We start from the raw sequence: 22,906 nt of genomic DNA on the forward strand, positions 1-22,906 counted from the left end.
CCGTGCCGGCCTTACCCGGCCTGCTGCCCAGCTTCCTGCTGCGCGGCGATGTCGGCCCGGATCTTGTCCATGTCCAGCGTGCGCACGCCTTCGATCACCTGCTGCAATCCGGCCGCGGGCAACGCGCCCGATTCGCGGAACACCATGATGTTGTCGCGAATCACCGCGATGGTCGGGATCGACCGGATCTGAAAAGTTGCTGCCAGTTCCTGCTGGGCCTCGGTATCGATTTTGCCGAATACGATGTCTGGGTTCGCTGCAGCGGCACTCTCATACACCGGCGCGAAACCGCGGCACGGACCGCACCATTCGGCCCAGAAATCCAGGAACACGATGTCGTTGCTGGCGATGGTGTCATTGAAGTTGTCGGCGGTGATTTCGACGCTGCTCATGCTCGTGCTCCTTTTCGGTGAGCATGCAGGTTACATCAATGCTGCCGGGGACGACATGCGCGCGGCGCAAGGATTCGCCTATGCCGCCGGTAGCCACCGGCTATTGCGGTGCGCAGCCTGGCCGCAGCCGGGGTATTCTGCGCGTCCACCGCTGACAATCGCATCCCGGTTCGCCCCGGATCGGCACGTCGGCCCAAGGCCAATACACAATGGAGACACGACATGATCAAGGTAAGCGTGATGTACCCGAACACACCCGGCGCCCGCTTCGACCACGCCTACTATCGCGACAAGCACATGCCCCTCGTGAAGGCACTGATGGGCGAGGCCTGCAGGTTTTACACCGTCGACAAGGGGCTGGCCGGTGACGGCCCGGACACGCCACCGACCTACGTCGCGATGTGCCACCTGTTCTGCGACTCCGTCGAGTCCTTCCAGGCCGGGTTCGGCCCTCACGCGGATGAGATCATGGCCGACATTCCGAAGTACACCGACCTCTCGCCGGTGCTTCAGATCAGCGAGGTCGTCGTCGACCGGCCCTGACTGACGCCTGCCGACACCGGGCACCGCGGCAGGACTTGCGCCAGTGCCGCTTTCGTCAATGCGGCGGCTTCGGATGCGCGCGGAAGAAGGACCAGATCAAGCGGGTTGCATCCACACTCGCGCTCGGCGCATCGCCCATGAGACTGCCCCGCCGTCCGCCCGGCCAGGCGTGCCCGTTGTCGTCGATGAGGTAGCGCACGACCGCGCGCCCCTCAGGGCACCGATACTGCCAGCGCGCGACCGGCCCTTGCACGTCGTGCTCGGGCGCTGCGGAACAATCGTCGGCATTGGCCCACAAGGTGGCCTGATCCAGCGCGGGCCTGACCGGCTGACCATCCCACGCCCGGCTGAAACGCCCCCCGGGCGGCCCGCCCTGGTAGGGCACGGAGCGGTCGAGCCTGCCATTGAGCATGATGGCCGACACCGGATGCCGCGGCCGTGGCTCATCGCCGAACACGGCGCCGACAACCGGCGCAATCGCGGCGAGTCGGTCGGACAGCTCGATGCCCAGGCGATGGGTCATCATGGCCCCGTTCGACATGCCCGTTGCGTAGATCCGCCTTGAATCGATCGGGTAATCTTGTGCAAGCTTATCGATCAGCGCACGTATGAAGCCGACATCGTCGATCCGCCGCCGCATCGCATGGCCACAGCAATGCCCGGCATTCCAGGTCAGCAGGCCGTCGTCTCGCCGGCCACTGCCCTCCGGATACGCCACCACGAAGCCTTCCCGCATGGCCATCTCGGTGAACCCCGTCATCTTCTCTGCGTTCTCGGCATCGCCTCCGCCACCGTGCAGGACCAGCACCAGCGGCACCTTCGCCTGACCCGGCGCAAGTCCGCGCGGAGCGCGCACCACATAGTGGCGCGCCGCGCCATCGTGCATCAGCGTTGCCTTTGCGCCGGCACGACCCTCCGCCAGGCGCGCCGCAGATGCCTGCCCCGCAAGCAGACAGGCAATCACCAGCACGACAAGCCGACCTGTGATGCTCCGCATGCGAACGCGCCTCCCAACGGGATTAAAGGAAGTACCGCGGCAACGCCTCACTTCGGCGGCAGCGACGTGACAAAGTCATAGCCTTTCTCCACCCAGAATGCCAGTTCCTGCGCGAGCGCGAAACCCTCCCGTTCGACATAGACATAGCCCCGCATGGGCTTGCCGGTGAAGTCCATTATGCCCGCATGCGGCTGCGCAAGCGCATCGGCATAGTGTTCGCTGCCCACGCGCACCATCAACCTGCTGCCCGACACACCAATGAACATGTGCCCGTGCGCCATGAATGCCAATCCACCGAACATCTTCCGCTCGGTGATACCCCTTCGGCCTTGCAGGCGCGCTCTCACCCGCTCGGCAGTCGTGTCGTCATAGGCCATCTCGCCTCCCGCAGGACCGAACACTGCGCAAAAACGCATTTTTGCAGACAGCCAGCAGGTGTGGAAGCGATGCGAATCAAGGCCGCTCGGAAACCGGAAGGCTCGCGCGGTGCGCTGCGGTCACCCGACTGCGTGCCTGCGCCGCTTCGAGCCGCGCCGGTTGCACCCGATTCAACTCGTCGAAGAGTTCGGCGGCCGCGGCGGCATCGACATTCGACAGCGCGTAGCCCATCTTCAGGAGCGGATCGTACGCCGGCCGAAAATCCGGGCTCAAGCGAAGGACCTCGAGCAAGGGCGCCTTCACCTGCGCAAGCATCCGCCCGACGTCCGGAGACGGCCGCACCGCGCGCCCGACCTCGATGAAGTTCTTGCGCGCGCGCCAATAGGCCGCCAGGCGCGCCGTCCATTCGGATGCCGCCACATCCAGCACCTCGCCCGCCTCGATATCCATTTCATCAAGAAACGCCGCCAGACGGTCCCGTGGCAGGGAGTCCGGCTCATAGGTCATCCGCGGCGCCTGATAGATCACCACGGGCCGGTCATCCGTGTTCAGCGGAGCATCGCCTGCAAATCGTCGCAGCGCATCCGGTCCACCGACAAGACTGCCGAACAGGGCCAGATCGTCAGCAATGCCGTATTGAAGCGGATCGGGCTGCGAAGCGGAAGCCAGGTGCGCGCGCACGCCCTCCACATCGATACGTTGGTCATCGCCTCTTGCGATCAGCCCGATCACGGGGGTCTCCAGACTATTGGTCGCGAGCATCGCCGCACCGCGCGGATAGACCTGCAGGAAGCTGCGCACGATGCTGCGCAAGGTATCGAGATCGAGTTGATGCAGCGGCAGCCACTGACAGAACAGCCCGCCGCTCGCAAGCCTCGACTTCACTGCGGCAAAATGCTCCACCGTGTATAGCGCGCCGGAACCGCTGCGGGCGGGATGGAAGTTGTCCGAAATGATCACGTCGTAACGCGTATCGGTCGCACGCACGAAGCGCCGCGCGTCGGCGGCGAGCATGTGCACGCGGGCCCCGGCGACCGCCGTGCCGGTTGCCTGCCGGAACTGGGCCGACGCCGAGATGACCTCGGGCAGCAACTCCACTGCCACGACCTCACGCCTCGCATCCTCGGCCGCCACCGACGCTGTCACCCCGGTGCCAAGTCCGAGAAACAGCACATGCGAGGCTTGCGGGTTGAACAGGATGGGCAGGAGCCCCTGGCGGGCATCCGCGAATACGGTAGCGCTACTGCCTTCCTGCTGGCGGTTGTTGATGTGCAGGCTGGTCACGCCCGCGGCATCCTCGACGATGCTCACCGATGCCATCACCCCCTCGATGAGGCGTACGAGCCGCCCACCCTGCGGAAGATCGACCGCAGTGAGTGACGAGACTGAAACGGACACGACGGCCACTGCGCCCACAGCAAGCCACTGCAGCGGTCGCCTCCAGGCCAGCACCGAGACCATCATCAGATAGCCGCCAATGACGACCATCAGGCTGAACTTGAGGCCCACCCAGGGCACCAGGACCACGCCGAACAGCACGGGTGCCAGCGCGGCGCCCGCCGTATTGGCCCCAAGCGCTCTCCCGAAGCCGACGCCGGCGGCACGCGCGGTCGTGCTCAGATGGCTGAAGAGCGCGCCCATGGCAATGGTCGGCACCAGAAAAGCCGACGCTGCGAGCAGAACCTCCGCTGCGAGTGCGCCCGTCATGCCGCCCCCGAGGCGCACCAGCAACCACGGCTTGGCGGACTGCGCCCCCGCCAGCGCGACAACGCCGAGCACGCACGCGAACGCCAGCAGTTGCAGGAGCCGATCACGCACCTGGCGCGCAATACGCGCGTCGGACGGCAAGCGCGGAAGCCAGCGGCTGTATGCCGCGGCCCCGAGCGCACTCCCCACCAGATAGACCGCCAGCAGGTTGGCGAACGTGTATACGGTGTTTTCGGCCACCTGGCTCAGGGCACGCACCACCAGCACCTCGTAGCCGATGCCCAGCAAGCCGGTGACGGCGAGCACGGACAGGCCACGGTCACCATCGCCTCGGCGGGCCTCCGAGTCGCTTACCACCGACGGAAACACCGTCAACGCGATGCCCGCACACATCAGGTTGAGCGTCGCACATACCGCTGCAGTCAGCGTGAGTCCGAATGCGGGAACAAACCAAAAGGCCGTGGCGAGTACGCCCAGCACCGCACCCGCGGTATTGCAGGCGTACAGCATGGCGATCGGCGACCTGCGTTCCTGCGCGGCGGCCAGCATCCGCGCCATCGCCGGCAAGGTCGCCCCCATGGCCGCGGTGGCGGGCAACAGCAACACAAAGGTGCCGCAGAACGCCACCATCCAATGGCGCAGCGGTGACGGCCGGGCACCGATCAACTCGACCAGTCCGTCCGAGATCGGCGCGAGCGACAGTGCAAGCAACATCGCCCAGACGGCAATGCCGATCTCGCACATGGCATACCACCGCGCCGGCCGGCTACTTCGCTCGATGCGTGCCCCGACTGCCCACGCCCCTGCCGCCAATCCACCAAAAAATGCGGCCACGACCGCCAGCACGGCAGCCGACTCGTGGCCAAGCCAGAGTGCGCACTGTTGCGTCCATACGATCTGGTAGCCGAGCGCAGCGAAGCCCGACATGAGCATCAGTCCGGGCGCCAGACGGCGCGCGCGCGCCCCTCGAAGACGCAAGGCGGGCACCTCCGACGTGGCCACCCCACCCGCCATCAGCGGGCCTTCAGCCACTGAACGACACCTGATAGCCCCACGAGTCGAGACGGGTCGGAATCGCGTTGAACGGCATGGTCATCCGCACTTCGCCCCGATTGGGCGGTACCGCATGCATGAGATAGCTCGGAAACAGCACCAGGTCGCCCGGCTGTGGCTGCGGGCTGATCCACTTCTCGCCATTGTAGGGGCCGGTGACCACACCGGCATGGTCGTTCTTGAACGAGAACTCGACGCCGCCGGGGGACTTCATGAACATCGTGCGCGATTCCCGATGGATCTCGGTGAGGTAGATCACGCCCGAAATGAAACTGTTGGCATGGTTATGCATGGCCTGACGTCCGCCGAACCCCATGACGTTCACCCACATTTCCTTGAGCGACCATCCAAGGCGTTCGCCAAACAGCAAGGCGCCGAACTCGATGACGGCCGGCGTCACCCGCGCCGCAGCCTCGACCAGCAGCGGGCTGTCGCTCGGTCGCAGCATGGCGGTGTGAACCAGGTTGTCCGACGCATTGTTTTCCTGCGTCGCAAGCACGCTGAAGTGTTCGACCAATCCAGTGACGAGCGCTTCATCAAGCACGGACGGAACACGCATGATCGGGACGGGGAATATGCCAATCACTTCAGGCTGGGACATCTCGATTCTCACTGACGGATTACGCGACAAAGGCGAATAGCGGGCAGCCGATTCTGTTCCACCCCCATGACGCCCCGGTGACAGCCCGAATCGCCGGCGACTTGCGTCACCGCCCATCAAGGCGAAGCGCGGTCACGAAGCCGTCATGCCCCTGCCGTATGGTCCGCGGTGTCGTGCCGGATACGAGCCGCGTTCCGGTCTATCCCAGTGAGTGTTGCCGTCATGAATCCAATGAAATCGAAACTGCACGCACATTCGGCCAGTCGCCGGACGTTGCTGCGTGCAACCGCCGCCCTTGGCCTGCTCGGCCTTGCCCCCCAGTCCCGGGCTTGCGAGTACTTCACCACGACGCTGCGCGTGACCCACCCGTGGACGCGGGCAACGACACCCGGCGCCAACTCGGCCATCCTGATTACCCGGTTCGACGAGGTCACCCAGCCTGATCGCCTGATCGCGGTGGAAACGCCGGTCGCCGGGCGCGCCGAGTTGGTGACAGGCTCAAGGGCAGGCGAAATCGATCTTGAGATTCCCCAGGGGATACTGACGGAGCTGAGCGAAGACGGCACCTACATCCGCCTCCTTGACCTGGCCCATCCGCTCAAGCTCGGTCGCAGCTATCCACTCCTGCTGACGTTTGAAAACGGAGGCATCGCGGACGCGACACTCAACGTCGACTATGGCGGCGGCTCATTTTCGTCGATCCGGGGCTTTCGCTAGTGCATCCACCGTCGTTCGGGGCAGCGCCGGACTAAGCAAAACATCATATTACGCTAGCAAAAAGGTCACCGGGATGTAACCCGAAACCTCGATTCTGTCTGGGCGTGGTAGCTCATCCATCACGCTCGTCCGATTTCCGCCCAGACAGACTACAGGAGTATGTATTCATGAATGCTGGTTATGCCAAAGGTCAGATGGCCCTGGCCACTGCGCTCACGCTCGGTGCTGCCGCCATGGCCGCACTGCCCGCTGACGCAAGCGCTGCGAAACCCGCAGGCAACTACGTTGCAGGTGACTTCCACAACCACACCACTTGCTCCGACGGCTCCACCTCACTGCAGAAGCTGGTGAGCAAAGTCACGGACAAGAACGATGCGCCCTGGGGGCTGGACTGGTTCGTCCAGGCCGGCCACGGCGGCAACGGTAACCGCAACTGCTCGCTCGTCGAAGACGAATCGCTCAGCACCCCCGCCTTTCCGTACGTCAGCGGCGCCGGTCCCGCGACCACATGGGCACAGAGCATCGGTGCATCCGCCGTCAAGGGCAATGCGTCCAACGGCACCCCGCTGGCAAGCCAGTCCAACCCCAGCATGTGGCGCTGGCAGTCGGTGCAGGAGATCTCCTACCCGATCGCCGAGTATCTGACCGCACTTAAGGGCGTACCCGTGTTCATGGGCGTCGAGTCGGTGGTTGCCGGCCACGAGCACACCTCGATGAGCGTTGTCACCGGCCAACTGCCGAATGCACTCGACAATGCCAGGCTGCCCAACGGCCCGGGCTACAGCCCCTTGGGCAACGCCACTGCCCTCGCGCAATGGCTGTACTGCTTCGACCGCGGTGATACCGACAACAGCCGCGGCGGCGGCCAGGAGTGGGACTGCTCCGTGCCCGGCAGCGCGAACTTTGGCGACAGCAACTGGAACCTCGTCGCCGGCAAGCTGGTGCCTGCCTCGGGCAACGGCGTGGGCGATCGCGGACACGCCAAGACGGTCGAAGGCGTCAAATGGATGAAGGCCTACCACCCGAATACCAGCTACTACATCCCGGCTCACCTTGAACGTGCGGGCCCGTTCAACCCGAACGGCAACAATGGCTTCAACATCGAAAGCCTGCGTGACTTCAACAACGCCGGGCCGGCCATTGCCTTCGGCTTCGAAAGCCAACCCGGTCACCACGCGTCGTCCTCTCGCGGCGGCTATAGTCAGGACCGCAACAACATCGGTGGCGAGCGTTTCGACTCAGCCGGAGGCACGTCCTGGGGCGGTACCGGCGTCTATGCTGCTCAAGTGGGCGGGGTGTGGGACGCACTGCTCGGCGAAGGCCGTAACTTCTGGTTCTTCGGCAGTTCCGACTGGCATAGCCGCGGCAGTTTCGGCAGCGATGACCGCCGTAGCACGGGGGACTTCTACCCCGGCGAATACCAGCGCGACTACATCATGGTGCGCAACGGCACCGACACCAAGCTCCGCCCCCAGACCATCGTGGATGGCCTGCGCAGCGGTAACAGCTTCGTAGTGCAAGGTCAGCTCGTCGATCGCCTCTCGTTCATGGCCTGCGTATCGTACAAGGGCTTGGGCTACCGCTCTGATGCCGCTGTCAGCAAGATGGCGCTCGATGCGGCCCGCGGCAACACCGATGCCTCGGTGTCCGGTTGCGCAACCATGGGCGAGAAGCTCAAGGTGCGTGCTGGCGCGGAGGTGGTCGTCGCGCTGGTGGTTCGCGATCCTGCGGGCACCAACTATTCGCCCTACTCCTTCCCCAACCCGTCGCTGGCCCAGATCGGGATTATCGAGCCGCTCAACACCCCGACCCTCGATCACGTCGATCTGATCGGCGGCCTGGTCTCCGGCTACAAGAACCCGACGGACGTCGACTACGCGGGCGCATGGCCGGACAACTGGATCGAAAACCCGGACATGAACAGGGTACCCGCTGCGGCAAAGAACACCTCTGCCGCCGTGATCAAGACCTTCAACAGCCAGACCTGGCAGGAAGCCAGTGGCGACGCGGAATACAAGGTCATGACCTACCGCGTCCCGGCGGTCACCGCGTCGCAATATCTGCGCGCACGCGGCACCAACCTGCCCGCGTCGGTCCCGTATGAAACCGATGCTGACGGCAATCCGCTGCCCGACCTCTATACCAATGCGGGCAACCGTTCGGCACTCAAGATTGCGTGCACGGCGGTCGGCACCAACGTGCCCGCCAATGGCGACGAGGTCACGCTCGACGACGCACTGATCGATGGCTGCCCCGAGCACCTGCCGACGGTGGACGGCGTGAAGTACGTGGCCTACGACGTGGCCGCATGGTCTGACGTCTGGTTCTACAGCAACCCGATTTTCGTCGAAGTGGCTGGCTCGACGGTCGTCGCAGGCGTCAAGTAAGCAACGCAGGAACGTGATCACGGGGGCATCGAAGATACCGACGCCTCCCTGAATAAAATTCGAACCATTTGAGGAATGAAAGAAATGAAGTCCATTCTCTATCCCGCCATCATGGCCGGGCTACTGACCGCAGCGCCCGCTTTCGCGACCACCATCGATTTCGAATCACCGACGAGCTTTAATTCGATCGGCAACTTCTACGCCACCTCGGGCGTCAGCTTTGGCGGCGACGCGCTGGCCGTCCGGAACGACGCACTGGGCCCCTACTTCAGCAATGCGCCGAGCCCGCTCGGCGTCATGACCGCAGTGGGTGCCGACGCGACGATGAACGTGCTCAACGGCTTCACCGGCCTGGTCTCGTTCTTCTACGCGTCGACCGACATTGCCACGATCGGCGTGTACTCCGGCCTGGACGGCACGGGCGATCTGCTCGGCGTCTTCGATCTGCTCGCCAATGCCAACGATGGCTGCAACGACTCCGCTTTCTGCAATTGGAGCGAAGCAACACTCAGCTTCTTCGGCGTCGCAAAATCCATCACCTTCGGTGATGCCGCCTATGTCGCCGGCTTCGACAACGTCAGCTTCTCCGCCGTACCCGAGCCCGGCACCGCACTGCTGCTCGGCCTCGGGCTGACCGCACTGGTCGCGAGCCGTCGCCGCACTGCCAAGTAAGTCAGGTGCAGGGCGCCGCGCGATGCCGCGGCGTCCTTTTCCCCTTTGTAATTGCCAGCCGGTGAATACCGCTTACGCCCTCCATGACCTCCACGACAATCAACATGTCGCCTCCTTCTTCGCGAACGACGGACGCAAACCGTGGCAGCCGAAGACAGAAATGGCTTAGCGAACCGCTGGTCCACTTTCTCCTGATAGGCGCCCTGCTGTTCGCCATCGATCATTTCCTGATTTCCTCGGGAGACACCTCGTCACGTATCGTGGTGAGCGCCAAAGTCGATGAACTCGCTCAGGAAGCTTTTCGCCAGGCCCGCGGCCACGCGCCCAACGCTGAAGAGTTGCAAGCGCTGCGCCAACGCTGGGTGGACAACGAAGTGCTCTACCGTGAAGGCCTTGCGCTACAGCTCGACAAGGGCGATACGACCATTCGTGACCGGGTCATTTTCAAGACCCTGAGCATCATCGAAGCAAAGGTCAAACTGCCGGAATACGACGACGGTACTCTTCGCGCCTGGTTCGAGAAGAATCGTGCGCGTTATGACGAGCCCGCCCGCTACGACTTCCTCGAGGCCGTGCCCGGCAAGGACCACTCCGAGTCGGCCATCCGCAGCTTCGTCGCCGCACTCAATGCGGGCACGGACGGCAATGCCAACGCCGGATTGCGCGTTTTCAAAGGTCGTCCATTCGCGAATATCGAACAGAGTTACGGCACCGAATTCGCGCAATCGCTCAAATCCGCCACAACCGGGCAATGGCATGCACTGCGCGATCGCAACGAATGGCGAGCCATCCGCCTCCAGGCCGTCGTCGCACCACGCCCCGCCGAATTCGAGCAACTGCGCAACGTCATTGTTCAGGACTGGACCGATGCGACCATGGCCGAGCAGCGCAGCGCCGAAGTCGCCCGCATGGCCAGAAAATACTCGATCAGCTTCACCGCGGACCCTAAATGAAAGCGCTGCTCGCAACCCTGGTCGCACTCATCGCACTTGCGTCATCGCCCGCCTATTCGCATGAGCTGAGCATGGCAGAGCTGGAGGTTCGAGAGACCGCTGCAGGCACGTTCGTCACGACCTGGCTAGCAAGTGGCAACGTACCGCCAGGTCAGGAGTTGACGCCGATCTGGCCCAAGGGCTGCAGCAGCCAGGACGAGCAGGTGCAGTGCGGCAGCGGCGGCATGTCGGGCATGCTGAAGATGGAAGGCATCGGTCAGAGCTACTCGGCAGCACTGATCAAGGTCTACTGGCGCGACGGCAGCCTCCACGTCTATCCGCTGACGGCTGCCCAGCCCTCGGCACGCCTGCTCGACACCACCAGCGGCAGCGTCGCCGATACTGCCATTGCCTACGCGAACCTTGGTATCGAGCACATCCTGCTTGGTGTCGATCACCTGCTTTTCGTGCTCGGCCTGTTGCTGATCGTGGGCAACCGCTGGATGCTCCTGAAGACGATCACCGCCTTCACCGTGGCGCACAGCATCACCCTGGCCATTGCCACCTTCGGTGTCGCCCACGTCGCGCCCGCACCGTTGAACGCCGCCATTGCACTGTCCATCCTGTTTCTCGGCCCCGAAGTCGTGCGCTGCTGGCGCGGAGAAACCAGCTTCACCATCCGCCATCCATGGATCGTGGCCTTCGCCTTCGGCCTGCTCCACGGCTTCGGTTTCGCCAGCGGCCTGGCCGAGCTGGGCTTGTCACGCGACCAGATACCCCTGGCCTTGCTGATGTTCAACGTTGGCGTCGAAATCGGCCAGCTGGGCTTCGTACTGTGCATCCTGCTGCTCTTCCGCTCGCTGCGATTGCTGGCGTTCGAGCGTTCAAGCGTGGCCGAACGCCTCCCCGGCTATCTCGTCGGCACGCTCGGCGCATTCTGGACCATCCAGCGCGTTTTCATCCTGCTCAAAGGAATCGCATGACCTCCGTTCACGCTCGCTCAAACGGCCTTGGCCTGATTATCGGACTCATCGGGTCGCTGTTTCCCCTCGCCGCGCTCGCCCACACCGAATCCGGCCAGGCGGCCGGTCTGCTATCCGGCCTCTCGCACCCGGTATCCGGCCTCGATCACGTCCTCGCCATGGTCGCCGTCGGGCTATGGGGTGCAATCCTTGGCGCACCTGCAATCTGGACTCTTCCGGTCGCGTTTCCCGTCATGATGGCCTTCGGCGGCCTGCTGGGTCTGCTCGGCATCCCCCTGCCCGGCGTGGAGATCGGCATCGCACTGTCAGCAGTCATATTGGGCAGCGCCGTTCTCACCCAGGTTCGCCCCTCACTGGGGATCGCCACCGCCATCGTCGCGGTATTTGCCGTCTTTCACGGCCACGCGCATGGTACGGAGTTGCCCGAGGGCGCCAGCGGCCTGCTGTACAGCATGGGCTTCGTCATCGCCACCGGCCTGCTGCACGGCGCAGGCATCGTCATTGGCACCGCCGACCGCTGGCAGGCTGGCAGGCAAGCCATTCGCGCGGCCGGGGGCAGCGTCGCCCTCGCCGGCCTGTTCTTCCTGTGGCGAGCAATGGCATGACCCCGCATGCCTCGCGAGCGAGCCTGATCGCCGCACTGACCGTCGCCGCCTCGCCGGCCGAAGCCCATCTGGTTCAGACCGGCTTCGGCGTGTTCTATGACGGTGTGGCGCACCTTGCGGTCACACCGTCGGATCTGCTCATCATTTTAGCGCTCGGCTTGCTCGCTGGCCAGCGCGGTCCGCGAGCAGCCCGTCTCGCGGTCATCGCACTCCCGCTCGCGTGGCTGGCGGGTGGCCTCATCGGCGCACGATGGACGACCGACGTCGATTTCACCTGGATGACCACGCTGCCTTTCCTGATCATCGGCGCGCTGGTTGCTCTCGATGCGAAAATCCAGGCGCACGCGGTGCTTCTCATTGCCACCGTGGCAGGCATGGTCCACGGCCTCGTCAACGGCGCAAGCATGGCGCCCGCCGGGGCCGGCACGCTGGCAATCGTTGGTGCAGTATGCGGTGTGGCATGCCTCTCCACGGCGCTGACCGCCGAGATCACTGCTCTGCCCGCCGGCTGGCCCCGCATCGCAGTACGTGCCGCCGGAAGCTGGATCACTGCAACCGGCATGCTGATGTTCGGCTGGCTGCTGCACACGGCGAGCTAGCGAACCGTGTAACCTCGCGCTTCAAGGCAGGCCGTCATCGCACGCAGGTAATCGGCACGACGGCGTTCCGCCTGCTCGGGGCCGACGCCGCCATAACTCAGGGTGGGGTCATAGCCTGTCTGCGCACTGCCCCATTCGTGACATTCGTATCGATCCGTGGCCTGGGCCTTCTCTGACTGTTTCAGCCTGGGATACACAAACAGGTTGTCCTGCCCGCTCGCGTATGTCGGCGCCTCGCTTTGCCGGGGTGGCTCGACAACGACGTAGCCACGATCATCGCGTGCGTAGTAAACATCGTCGTACCGGTAGAGCATTCGTCCGCCAATGCTCAAGGTCACGAATCCGCCTGGCAGTACAGGCACGACGAGACCGATGGGCGGTGCCACCACCACGAAACGTGCCCCCATCGGGCGAAACCAGTGGCCCCCCGAATAGTAGAAGTCCACATCGCGATGGCGGACAACCCGGTAATCCTGCGGCAGCCTCGGCACGACGACGCCGCGCGTGTACCGACGCTCACCCCGATCTGCGCGCTGATCGCGGTCACTCCCCCGGTGAGGGGGATCGGCCTGCACGACGCCGGCACCAAGAATCAGGCCGATGCAGAACAAGGCACGCACCGACCCGGAAACGCTTGACGAACTGGAAGGCATATTCACTCCTTTTTACCGACTGGACGATTGAACCCGGTACCCGCGCCCATCCAGGCACGCCTCAATGGCGCGCCGGTAGCGATCCTCAGCCTCGGAGTAAGTCTGATCGCTTGTTGCGGCACGGTGGGCATAGGCTTCCTCCATGCGCTCGGCGCGGGCCTGTCTTGCAGCGTCGCTCGATGCCCCTGCGACGGCCCCGACCACCGCGCCGACGAGGGCGCCATCACCGGCGTGATGGGGATTGGAGACCGCAGCCCCCACCACGGCGCCCGCCAGCGTGCCCTGAACGAGTCCGGTACCGGCAGGCGGCGAAGCCTCCACCCGCGGCACAGCCGCGGGAGTCGGGCGACTCATCGTCGCTGGATCGAAACCCGACTGACGCACTGCCCATTCATGACATTCAAAGCGATCTCTCCGCAGCTGGTCCGCGCCCTGCCCCCGTTCCGGGTAAATTGCGAGATCCGTAACCGACCTGCTGACGTGCTGCGGCGGAGGCACATCGGCACCGGGGACGCGGCGAGCGTACTCCACCGACCTCGGCTGGGGGAAAGCACACCCGCCGATCAAAGCAACCGCCACCAGAATCACCACCACGGGACGGAGCAAACCACGTCGCGCGCCAGTATTGCAGAACATCAGACGACCTCCGAAATAGAGACCCGCAGAAGCCGAACAGCCTCACGGCCGTTCCCCGACTCTGCGCCGGTGCGTTCGCACGCCGAATGGCGCGAGCGACCCGTCAAGAATCAGTGCCAGGGCACAGGAGCGAGTGTCTCCCCGCAGTGGCCCGCGCTGATGTCTTCGTGTAGTCCTTCGTAAGGGAATGTATTCGCCGACGTCTGACCGCGGCGGCAGACCTGCCGCTATCCGGGGATGTCCGGCTCGACCAGCTTCGCAAGCTGTTCCAGCGACTCCTGCCACCCCAGATAGCACATCTCGACTGGAATCGCTTCCGGAATGCCCTGCTGCACAATGCTCAACTCGGTTCCGCAAACAACCGCAGTGAGCGACACCGTCGTCTCCATTTCGCCAGGCATGCCCGGATCATCGAAGCGGTCGGAGTAGCGAATGCGCGCATCCGGCACCAGCTCGAAATATTCGCCGCCAAAGGCATGGGCATTGCCGCTGGCGAAATGGGTGAACGACATTCGGAACCCTCCGCCGACCCTTGCGTCCAGCTGATGGACGGTACAGGTGTAGCCGTATGGCGGCAACCACTTGGCCATTGCCTCGGCATTCAGAAAAGCACGATAGACGCGCGCCGGCGTGGCGCGAAGCATGCGGTGAAGACGAACGGTACCGGTGCCCATGGCGGGTCCTCCACTGGATGGCATTGCGAGCGCCCGGTGTTACGGGCCCTCGGCGATTCATCCTAGTCGCTGCAACAATCAACGGGTAGCCTCTTCTCGAAACGCAGATCCTTCAAAGGGTTACTCCTGATTGCAACAGACCGTCAATCGGTGACAATCCGCAGCACGGATGCCGAAGAGCATCGACCGAGGGGCGACCCGCCCCCGACCCAACATAACGAATGCCGCACGGCGCGATCTGACCGCAGCGGCGCCCCTCGATCAGAAATTCTGGAGAACACATGTTCATGTCGCTCAAGGCGAGGATGATTGCATTCACGCTGATTGTGATTGCGTTAATTTCCCTGCTGCTGTGCGGTGTCGCGTACTGGAGGATGAAAGACGCGATGACCGAGGCCATTCACACGCAGATTGGCCAGGCGGCCGAAGCCAAGGTCAGTTTCGTCACCGAATGGGTATCTGCGCGTCAGGCGATAGTGGCGTCGATCCTGAGCCGGTTCGGCGAGGAAGCCCTGAAGCCGATGCTGGACCAGGCTCAGGAGGCAGGCCGGTTCGACGACACCTATGTCGGCCAGCCGGACGCCACCATGACGCAGTTCTCTCGCGCCACCCCGGTTCCGCCCGGCTACGATCCGACCGGGCGACCGTGGTACGTGGCGGCGGTTGCATCGTCCGAGGCAATCGCCTCGCCGCCTTACATAGACGCATCGACCAAGCAGCCCATCATCACCTTTGCCAAGGCGCGGCGCGACGACGGCAAGGTAGTTGCGGTCGCCGGTGGCGATGTCACGCTCAAACGCGTGGTCGACGAAGTCGTGTCGGGAAAACTCCCCGGTGAAGGCTACGCATTCCTGATCACGGACAACGGGCTCGTGATTGCGCATCCGGCCAAGGACACGGGGTTGAAAAAGATCTCCGACGTCATCCCTGGCTTCGACCTCGCAACGGTCGAACGCAATGGGCAGATCCGTAGCGTTTCACTGGCGGGCGAGTCCGTGCTGATGTCCATGTATCCGGTCGGAAAGACCGGCTGGCTGCTCGGCATCCTTGTGCCGGAATCGAAGGCAATGGCGCCGATCTCGCGACTGATGTGGGGCATGTCCGGCCTGATGGCGGTCGGCCTCATTCTCGGCTTCTTCGTCGCCTCTGTCGGCATCACCCGCATGCTCAACGGCATGACGCTGATGCGAGATGCCATGCGTAGCATGGCCCAGGGCGGTGGCGATCTCACGGTGAGCCTGTCGGTCGATAGCCGCGACGAAGTCGGCGAGACCAAGGACGCGTTCAACCGCTTTCTCGCCACCCTGCGAAAAATGGTCGGCGGCGTCAAGGCCGACGCGGGCAGACTGGTGGACGGGATCGAGCGGGTCGGGCAGGAGACCAAGCGCATCAGCGCACACTCGAAACAGCAGGCCAACTTCGCCAATGCCACGGCTGCAGCGGTCGAACAGATGACTGCGAGCGTCAGCCATATTGCCGACTCTGCACGCAACGCCGAGTCGATGACCCGCCAGGCGGGCGAAGCATCGAGAACGATCGCAGAGGATGTGCGTGCCACGGCGCGAGAAATCGAACTCGTCTCCAGCACCGTCGAACAGCTCGCCTCCGTGCTCAACGGTCTCGACAGCCGTTCGGGTCAGATCAGCAACATCGTGGGCGTGATCAAGGACATTTCCGACCAGACCAATCTCCTCGCCCTCAACGCTGCGATCGAGGCCGCCCGCGCCGGCGAGCAGGGGCGCGGCTTCGCCGTGGTCGCCGACGAAGTCAGGAAACTCGCCGAACGCACGGGCGTGTCGACCCACGAGATCGAGAACATGATCCGTCAGATCCAGGAGGAGACCAAGGCCGCTGTCGGCAGCATGGAAACCGCGCTCAAACAGGTTCAGAGCGGCGTGCAGAAGTCGCAGGCGGTCACCGGCTCGATCAGGCAGATCGAGGAGAATTCGCAGGAAGTGGAACGAGCGCTCGAGGCCATCGCAACCGCGACGTCCGAACAATCCACGGCCAGCCACGAGATCGCCATCACAATAGAGCGAATCCACGAGATGACGACCAGCTCCGACGCCTCCATCCAGCAGATGCAGTCCGAAACCAATCAGTTGAGCGGGCTGGCACGCGAGTTGCGCACCATGATGGAGCAGTTTCGCGTGTAGGGACGGGCAGCTTGGCGTCGCCCCGAGGCCCCCGTGCACCGCAGACCGGGGCATCGGCGAGAGGGTTCTCCGCCTTGCGCCTGATGCAACGTCCGCGCCAGACGTCGTCAGCGCAGGGGGTCGGGCCTTCAAAAGGGGCTGGACGCCTCTTGCGTCAAACCGCCAGATCGATCTGGCTCACCGTCCCCGTGCTTCCATCCTCGCGCAGATACACGCTGCTTGCGCGCATCAACGCCTGGGTTTCATTCGCGGCATTGTTGACGCTGAACCGGGTGTCGACACGACCGAGATAAAAGGCGCCGATGCCCGCCTCATTGAGTGCCTGTACACGCCCCTTGCCTTCGGCATCGGGTTGCCACACGCGCAACTGCGACCACGCCGCATCCGATTCGTCGATCCAGCCATTGCCATCGGAATCCAGCGCAGCCAGTTCGGCGAAACCGTCGCCGCTCGTCGGGCCGAACAGCTCACGCCCGTCGTCGATACGACCGTTGCCATTGCGGTCGAAGGCGAGGAAGCCGCTGCCGCCGATCATCGGCAGCATCTCCTTGTTACCGTCGCCGTTGAGGTCGAACTCGAAGCGCACATCGGACAAGGCCGCCGATGACCCGCCGAAATCGAGTACCAGTGGATCCTTCACGCGCTGGTCGCCGGCGCGCACGCTTACCGAGGCCGATTCGCTATAGCTGCGCGTCATGGTAAAGCCAAGCTCGAAGCGGATTTCCGTACCATCGGCGGTGCGTACCACACCCGCGGCGCTGAACGACGTGCTCTCGGACTCCGAATACGCCACGCTGGCATCGAACTCGAGCCCGAACCCCGCGCGTCGGGGAGCGCCCGCGCGGCCCGTGTCCGTCGCCGCCGCAGTCTCATCCGCACCCGCCGCAGCGGCACTTTCGACCGCCCGCAGATCTCGCATGCTGAAGCGGCGCACCGGTTCGCCAGTCAGAAACTCGATCATCCGGATCAGCATCGACAGCCGGGGGTCGTTGTCTGAGGCCTCGTCCAGATCTGCCGCGGCAGCGGCCTCCGACTCCCGGGTTGACGCGTCGGCCTGCTGAGCCGCATGCGCCGCATCGGAGATCCGCACCTGGCCGCGCCCTTCGCCCGCCATCCCCGTGCCATCGCGCCACGACTCGAGACGCGCGTTCATATCGAAAGACTGGGTGAACTGCCGGGAGGACTGCAGTTCGATACTGGAGGCAGCGACTTTCATGGCAAGCACCTCGAAAACGGAGACCGACATGCCATTAACGACCGCTGCCAGAAATTCTTTAGTACGACTTGCGCACATAGCCACCGTGATCGCCGGGCCTGCAGAGCGCGAAGGTCTGTGCGATGATCCATCCGACATGTATTGAGGCCACGGATCATGAATCGCACCTTTCCCCTGCACGTTCATATCTCGACCTTGTTCATCGTCCTGATGACGCTACTCGGCAGCTTGATCGGCGGCCTGGGCTACCATTTCAGCCACAGAGTGCTGGAAGCGACAGCCGAAGATCTGTCCCGCCGCATCAACCGGGAGACGCTGGGGGCGCTCGAAGGCCTGTTCGCGCCGGCCCAGATGGCCGTCGGCCTGCTCGCGCGCGAGCCGCAGTCGGGGGCAGCGTCGCTCGACGCCAGACTTGCCGGTGCGGACTTCATGCGCACCGCATTGCTGCACTCGACCGCACTGTCATCGCTGTATGTCGGCTATCCGAACGGCGATTTCCTCTTCATGCGGCGCATTCTCAACGCGGAGGAGCGCCGCAGCCTCGACGCGCCCGAAGACACGGCGTTCGTCATTCAGGGCATCCAGCACGGTGCAGCGCCGCGGGGCGAGTACCGCTACCTCGATGCCGACCTGCGCACACTGCGAGTGGTTGAGAAGCCGGATTACGCCGCGCAGTACGACCCCAGGCAACGCGGCTGGTACCGCGACGCCCTCGCCCACGGCGGTGCGATTCAGACTGCACCCTATGTCTTTTTCTCCAATCGCAAGGTGGGCACCACACTTGCTGCGCCATCCCGGCTCATCGATGGCGCCGTGATCGGGGCCGACATCGAACTCACCACTCTCAGCGCAAGTTTGACCGCACAAAAGCTCACGCCCGGCTCGGAGCTCGCACTGCTCGACGACAGGGGCCTGGTCGTTGCGTACAGCGGCGACGCACATCTGGGTGGAACATCGACTGCAGACGGCGGCAAGCCAGGCCTGATTCCAGTCCGCGACTTCCATGTACCGGTGCTGGCCGCCGCCGCCGACGTTTTGCCCCTGGCCGATGGCGACATGGTGCTCGACCGCCGCCAATTGGTCGGCGACGAGGCATGGCGCGTCGGCGTTCAGAAGCTCGTCAGCAACGGCGCGGTGCTCTACCTCGTGACCGCGGTGCCCGAGCGCGAGCTGCTGGCGTCGGCGTTCCTGATTCGCGACACGTCCGCCTGGATCACCGCACTCGTCGTACTGTTGTCGATCCCACTCACATGGGGCATCGCGCGCGCGCTGTCCGGCCCGCTTCGCACCCTGGTCAGGGAGGTGGAGACGATTCGGCATTTCGACTTTTCCGACGCGGTCGCCATCCCCACGCTGGTCAAGGAAGTGCATGAGCTGACGGTCACGATCGACGACATGAAGCGCACCATCCGCCGATTCCTGGACATCAATACCGCACTGATTGCCGAAAGCGACTTCGACCGCCTGCTGCCGCTGCTGCTGTCCGAGACCCTGTCGGCCGCATCGGCAGACGCCGGCATACTCTATCTTTGCGACGACACACGCCTGACGCCAAGTGTGGCACTGGGCACCGATGGCAAACCGATCGATGCCGAGCTGCCGCCCGTCGCCCTCGATGGTCCTGACTGCCAGGCCCGACGGGCACTCGGTGGCGACGTTTCGAGCGCGTTCGCGCCTGACGAGGGCGATCGCGAACTGCTCGGCCTGACCAGGATGCAGGCCCCCTCGCCGTGGGCCATCGCCGTGCCGCTGCGAAACCGCGATGGCCAACTCATTGGCGCCATGTTGCTGCTCCGCCGCGGCGACATCGAAAAGGCCTTGCTGGACTTCATCGATGCGCTGTCTGGGGCCGCCGCGGTCGCACTGGAAAACCAGGTGCTCATCAAGCAGCAACGCGCGCTATTCGACTCCTTCGTCAAGGTCATCGCGGGCGCGATCGACGCCAAGAACCCTTACACCGGCGGACATTGCAGCAGAGTACCCGAACTGGCAAAGATGCTCGCACGCGCCGCCTGCAATGCCAGCGACGGCCCGTATCGCGACTTCAGCCTCGACGCACGTGGCTGGGAACGCGTACATCTTGCCGCTTGGCTGCACGATTGCGGAAAAGTCACGACGCCCGAGTATGTGATCGACAAGGCGACCAAACTCGAGACCCTCAACGACCGCATTCACGAAGTGCGCATGCGCTTCGAAGTGCTCAAACGCGACGCCGAGATACGCGCCCTGCGAGCAATCATTGACGGTGATGCACAAACGGACGTCCATGCCGACCTGCAGCGCGAACTCACTGCGCTCGACGCCGACTTTGCCTTCGTCGCCGAGTGCAATGTCGGTGGGGAGGACATGCCCCCCGGGATGGAGGAGCGTCTGCGCACGATCGCGTCCCGCACCTGGACCCGCACGCTGGACGATCGCATCGGCATCTCCGACGACGAACTCGCGCGCAAGGCCCGCCTACCCGCGCAGCCCCTGCCCGCGAGCGAACAGCTCCTCGCGGACAAGCCAGAGCACCTGTTCGAACGCCGCCCGAGCGAACGCTTTGACGACGACAACCCGTGGGGATTCCACATGGATGTGCCGCATTGGCTGTACAACCGCGGCGAGCTCCACAACCTGTCGGTCGCGCGGGGCACGCTGACCAACGAGGAACGCTACAAGATCAACGAACACATCGTGCAGACCGAGATCATGCTCAGGCAGCTGGTCTACCCTCGCCACCTGCGCGACGTGCCCGAAATCGCCGCTTCACACCACGAAAAGATGGATGGCACGGGTTACCCGAAGCGCCTCACCGGCGAACAGATGAGCCCGCTGGCGCGAATGATGGCGATTGCCGACATCTTCGAGGCCCTGACCGCGATCGATCGCCCCTACAAGAAAGGCAAGACCCTGTCCGAGTCTCTCGCGATCATGACGCGGATGGTCGCCAACCACCACATCGACCCCGAACTGTTCGCGCTTTTCCTGCGCGGCGGCGTATATCGCGAATATGCCGAACGCTTCATGCGGCGCGAACAGATCGACAATGTCGACATCGACGCCTTGCTCGCCGCGATCTGAACGTCGGCGCAGGCTCAACCAACGGGCGATTGCAGCATCGGGGCAACGACTTTAGCGAGTGCCTCGCCCAGCACCCGATGCTGTGCCGCGTCGAGATGCACGCCATCCACCGAGCTCGAGGAGACGACCGAAGCCGCGTCGAAAAAGTGGCATTCGAGCGCCTTGCAAACCTCCGCAAAAGCAGCAGCAAGCCCCACGCAGCGGACCTCGCCGCCTTCGAACTTGGGTGCAATCGGGCCCATCGGCGTGCGGATGGGTGGCGGCGCCACCACCAGCACCGGCGGCACCGGCATGCCGGGTTCGATCGGCGCCCCACGGATCGCCTGCACCAGTGCAGCAACGCCCTGCGCGGAATGCCACGCGTTGTGAGCGTGCATCGACTGGAAGTCGTTGGTCCCGAGCATGAGCACGACCAGCGACAGCGGCGCGTGGATCTCCATCCGCTGCGCCAGACCGGCAAGACCGTTCCTGCCCGGCTTGTAGGGGTCGTCCCAGACCGTTCTCCGACCGTTGAGACAGTCTTCGATGACGCGGATGTCTTTTCCGGACGGGGAGAGCACGTTCTCCATGACGCCTGGCCAGCGCTGATCGAAAGACAGGCGCCGCCGGGTCGTCGGCACAATGCCCCACGACAGTGAATCCGAATAGACGAGAATCTGTTGCATGAAGACTCCTTGTGCGCATCGAGCGCTTCAGTCAAATCCACCGGCCAGCACCCGGCACCTCATCCAGCATCGCGAATGAACGTTTCATCCCGGCACAGCTGAGTTCAATCGCATAACTGACTGAGGAGCTCGAAGCCCGCCGGCCAGGAGCCGAGTCCGCTGCTCGCATTGATATGCCCGCAGTCGCCGATGCAGACCGTATTGCTGCCCCAGGCGGCGGCAAGTTGCATGGCATGCACTGGCGTGCCATAGGGGTCGTCGCCACTGACGACCACTGTGCTGCGAAAAGCAAAAGGACGCTTCGGTGGTCCACCAAAACCCGACGCCTGCACCGGGAAATTCGGTCCGTCCGGATCAGGCACCGCCACCAGCAGGGCAGCCTTGACAGGCGAATGCGGGGTCGCCGCCCAATGCGCGACGGCCAGACAGGCAAGACTGTGGGCGACCAGCACCACATCGCCTCGTGCACGCCGCACGGCCTCCTCGATCGCCGCGACCCAGTCGGCGCAGACGGGATTGTCCCAGTCGCGCTGGTGCACACGGACAAAGTCCGGATGCGACTGCTCCCACAGGGTTTGCCAATGCAGCGGCCCCGAGTTGCCGATGCCGGGAAGAACAAGAACGGTAGCGGGCAAGGCGGACTCCTCGGCGAAATGGCGGATGCTGCATTATCCTGGACTTCTACAGCGGTTGACGACGGGATCGTCAAAGACCGGAATACGCCTTCGTGTACGCCCTGGCCTTTCGCGCCCCGCATGCTACGGTGAATAATCGGATCAGTGCTTTGCGCATCCGACTTCCCGCCGCCCGGATGCGGGCTGGCGGCAGTCCACCTCAGCGGCCTGCCTCGCACGCGGAAGCCCTCTACGGCCTGCGGACAGACCCCGTTACGGGGGCCGAACCATCATGAACACACCCCAACTTGGTTTGAAATGCGTCAAGGTCGTCGCGCTTGCCGCCAGCGATCCGGCACGCGCGAGCCACTTCTACGCAACGACGCTCGGCCTTGAACCGGCCTTGGAAGCGGGTCAGCAGGTAGGCTTTCAACTCGGTGACGTCATTCTGATGCTGAAGGATGACTGGTACGGCAAGCCGACCTCAGAGCCGAACCCGCGCATCACCATCGAATGCATCGATGCGCGCGCCACCGAGGCGGCCTTGCGCGAGCGCGAGGTGACGATCTCGGATCCGGTCGAGCGCTATGACGAAAGCTACCTCGTGGGCAGCTTCCTCGACAGCGAAGGCAACAAGCTGTGGTTCTGCTCCGACGGCTAGCG

22 protein-coding genes are annotated in these 22,906 nt (G+C 64.1%); 11 read left to right on the plus strand and 11 right to left on the minus strand.

What is annotated here, in order from left to right:
• Nucleotides 1-11: 11 nt before the first annotated feature.
• Nucleotides 12-392 (minus strand): thioredoxin family protein, encoded by a 381-nt coding sequence (locus J5J83_RS12050; RefSeq protein ID WP_212349420.1) that lies wholly within the window; start codon nt 390-392, stop codon nt 12-14.
• Between the two features lie 222 nt (nt 393-614).
• On the opposite strand from J5J83_RS12050, the gene J5J83_RS12055 reads away from it, so the two are divergent.
• Nucleotides 615-935, plus strand: coding sequence for an EthD family reductase (locus tag J5J83_RS12055; protein ID WP_212349422.1), 321 nt, complete (start codon nt 615-617; stop codon nt 933-935).
• A gap of 55 nt (nt 936-990) precedes the next feature.
• Here the strand turns inward: J5J83_RS12055 and J5J83_RS12060 are convergent, their stop codons facing one another.
• The 4 genes from J5J83_RS12060 to J5J83_RS12075 form a co-directional block, all read right to left on the minus strand.
• Nucleotides 991-1,932 carry a PHB depolymerase family esterase gene (locus J5J83_RS12060; RefSeq protein WP_212349424.1) on the minus strand — a complete coding sequence of 314 codons (942 nt, stop codon included), beginning with the start codon at nt 1,930-1,932 and terminating at the stop codon, nt 991-993.
• A gap of 47 nt (nt 1,933-1,979) precedes the next feature.
• Nucleotides 1,980-2,309 carry a TfoX/Sxy family protein gene (locus tag J5J83_RS12065; protein ID WP_212349426.1) on the minus strand — a complete coding sequence of 110 codons (330 nt, stop codon included), beginning with the start codon at nt 2,307-2,309 and terminating at the stop codon, nt 1,980-1,982.
• A gap of 76 nt (nt 2,310-2,385) precedes the next feature.
• The gene (locus tag J5J83_RS12070; RefSeq protein ID WP_212349428.1) at nt 2,386-5,049 is read right to left on the minus strand and encodes a fused MFS/spermidine synthase; all 2,664 of its coding nucleotides are present in this window, start codon (nt 5,047-5,049) and stop codon (nt 2,386-2,388) included.
• A complete protein-coding gene (locus J5J83_RS12075; RefSeq protein WP_212349430.1) occupies nt 5,042-5,671 on the minus strand; it encodes a putative 2OG-Fe(II) oxygenase in 630 nt (209 codons plus the stop codon). The genes J5J83_RS12070 and J5J83_RS12075 overlap by 8 nt, the downstream gene beginning before the upstream one ends.
• A 231-nt stretch (nt 5,672-5,902) precedes the next feature.
• Here J5J83_RS12075 and J5J83_RS12080 point away from each other — a divergent pair, with 231 nt between their 5' ends.
• The 7 genes from J5J83_RS12080 to J5J83_RS12110 all read left to right on the plus strand — a co-directional run bounded on the left by J5J83_RS12080 (nt 5,903) and on the right by J5J83_RS12110 (nt 12,566).
• On the plus strand, nt 5,903-6,388 hold the full coding sequence (locus J5J83_RS12080) for a copper chaperone PCu(A)C (protein ID WP_212349432.1): 486 nt from the start codon (nt 5,903-5,905) through the stop codon (nt 6,386-6,388).
• 167 nt (nt 6,389-6,555) lie between these two features.
• Nucleotides 6,556-8,775 (plus strand): hypothetical protein, encoded by a 2,220-nt coding sequence (locus tag J5J83_RS12085; RefSeq protein ID WP_212349434.1) that lies wholly within the window; start codon nt 6,556-6,558, stop codon nt 8,773-8,775.
• Nucleotides 8,776-8,859: 84 nt separating this feature from the next.
• Nucleotides 8,860-9,447, plus strand: coding sequence for a PEP-CTERM sorting domain-containing protein (locus J5J83_RS12090; RefSeq protein ID WP_212349436.1), 588 nt, complete (start codon nt 8,860-8,862; stop codon nt 9,445-9,447).
• A gap of 104 nt (nt 9,448-9,551) precedes the next feature.
• The gene (locus tag J5J83_RS12095; protein WP_212349438.1) at nt 9,552-10,400 is read left to right on the plus strand and encodes a peptidylprolyl isomerase; all 849 of its coding nucleotides are present in this window, start codon (nt 9,552-9,554) and stop codon (nt 10,398-10,400) included.
• Nucleotides 10,397-11,362 carry a HupE/UreJ family protein gene (locus J5J83_RS12100; protein WP_212349440.1) on the plus strand — a complete coding sequence of 322 codons (966 nt, stop codon included), beginning with the start codon at nt 10,397-10,399 and terminating at the stop codon, nt 11,360-11,362. Before J5J83_RS12095 ends, J5J83_RS12100 begins: the two co-directional genes overlap by 4 nt.
• The gene (locus tag J5J83_RS12105) at nt 11,359-11,967 is read left to right on the plus strand and encodes a HupE/UreJ family protein (protein ID WP_212349442.1); all 609 of its coding nucleotides are present in this window, start codon (nt 11,359-11,361) and stop codon (nt 11,965-11,967) included. The genes J5J83_RS12100 and J5J83_RS12105 overlap by 4 nt, the downstream gene beginning before the upstream one ends.
• Nucleotides 11,964-12,566, plus strand: coding sequence for a HupE/UreJ family protein (locus tag J5J83_RS12110; protein WP_212349443.1), 603 nt, complete (start codon nt 11,964-11,966; stop codon nt 12,564-12,566). Before J5J83_RS12105 ends, J5J83_RS12110 begins: the two co-directional genes overlap by 4 nt.
• Here J5J83_RS12110 and J5J83_RS12115 read toward each other — a convergent pair.
• From J5J83_RS12115 to J5J83_RS12125, 3 genes are all read right to left on the minus strand, one after another.
• Nucleotides 12,563-13,219 carry a DUF6515 family protein gene (locus J5J83_RS12115; protein WP_212349445.1) on the minus strand — a complete coding sequence of 219 codons (657 nt, stop codon included), beginning with the start codon at nt 13,217-13,219 and terminating at the stop codon, nt 12,563-12,565. The two genes, J5J83_RS12110 and J5J83_RS12115, sit on opposite strands and share 4 nt — an antisense overlap.
• Before the next feature lie 12 nt (nt 13,220-13,231).
• Complete coding sequence (locus tag J5J83_RS12120) at nt 13,232-13,573, minus strand: glycine zipper 2TM domain-containing protein (RefSeq protein WP_212349447.1); 342 nt, start codon at nt 13,571-13,573, stop codon at nt 13,232-13,234.
• A 509-nt stretch (nt 13,574-14,082) separates the two neighbouring features.
• The gene (locus tag J5J83_RS12125) at nt 14,083-14,529 is read right to left on the minus strand and encodes an SRPBCC family protein (RefSeq protein WP_212349449.1); all 447 of its coding nucleotides are present in this window, start codon (nt 14,527-14,529) and stop codon (nt 14,083-14,085) included.
• Between the two features lie 281 nt (nt 14,530-14,810).
• On the opposite strand from J5J83_RS12125, the gene J5J83_RS12130 reads away from it, so the two are divergent.
• Nucleotides 14,811-16,685: a methyl-accepting chemotaxis protein gene (locus tag J5J83_RS12130; RefSeq protein ID WP_212349451.1), complete on the plus strand. Its 1,875-nt coding sequence runs from the start codon at nt 14,811-14,813 to the stop codon at nt 16,683-16,685.
• 154 nt (nt 16,686-16,839) lie between these two features.
• Here J5J83_RS12130 and J5J83_RS12135 read toward each other — a convergent pair whose 3' ends face one another.
• Nucleotides 16,840-17,901 (minus strand): VCBS repeat-containing protein, encoded by a 1,062-nt coding sequence (locus tag J5J83_RS12135; RefSeq protein WP_212349453.1) that lies wholly within the window; start codon nt 17,899-17,901, stop codon nt 16,840-16,842.
• A gap of 156 nt (nt 17,902-18,057) precedes the next feature.
• Here J5J83_RS12135 and J5J83_RS12140 point away from each other — a divergent pair, with 156 nt between their 5' ends.
• The gene (locus J5J83_RS12140) at nt 18,058-20,964 is read left to right on the plus strand and encodes an HD domain-containing phosphohydrolase (protein ID WP_212349455.1); all 2,907 of its coding nucleotides are present in this window, start codon (nt 18,058-18,060) and stop codon (nt 20,962-20,964) included.
• A 14-nt stretch (nt 20,965-20,978) separates the two neighbouring features.
• On the opposite strand, the gene J5J83_RS12145 is transcribed toward J5J83_RS12140, so the two are convergent.
• Nucleotides 20,979-21,629 carry an SGNH/GDSL hydrolase family protein gene (locus tag J5J83_RS12145; protein ID WP_212349457.1) on the minus strand — a complete coding sequence of 217 codons (651 nt, stop codon included), beginning with the start codon at nt 21,627-21,629 and terminating at the stop codon, nt 20,979-20,981.
• Between the two features lie 104 nt (nt 21,630-21,733).
• Nucleotides 21,734-22,264: an alpha/beta hydrolase gene (locus tag J5J83_RS12150; RefSeq protein WP_249115702.1), complete on the minus strand. Its 531-nt coding sequence runs from the start codon at nt 22,262-22,264 to the stop codon at nt 21,734-21,736.
• Between the two features lie 271 nt (nt 22,265-22,535).
• Between J5J83_RS12150 and J5J83_RS12155 the strand changes: the two genes are divergently transcribed.
• Nucleotides 22,536-22,904 (plus strand): VOC family protein, encoded by a 369-nt coding sequence (locus tag J5J83_RS12155; protein WP_212349458.1) that lies wholly within the window; start codon nt 22,536-22,538, stop codon nt 22,902-22,904.
• Nucleotides 22,905-22,906: the final 2 nt, after the last annotated feature.

Source organism: Azoarcus sp. L1K30 (assembly GCF_018122735.1).
Taxonomy (GTDB): Bacteria; Pseudomonadota; Gammaproteobacteria; order Burkholderiales; family Rhodocyclaceae; genus Parazoarcus.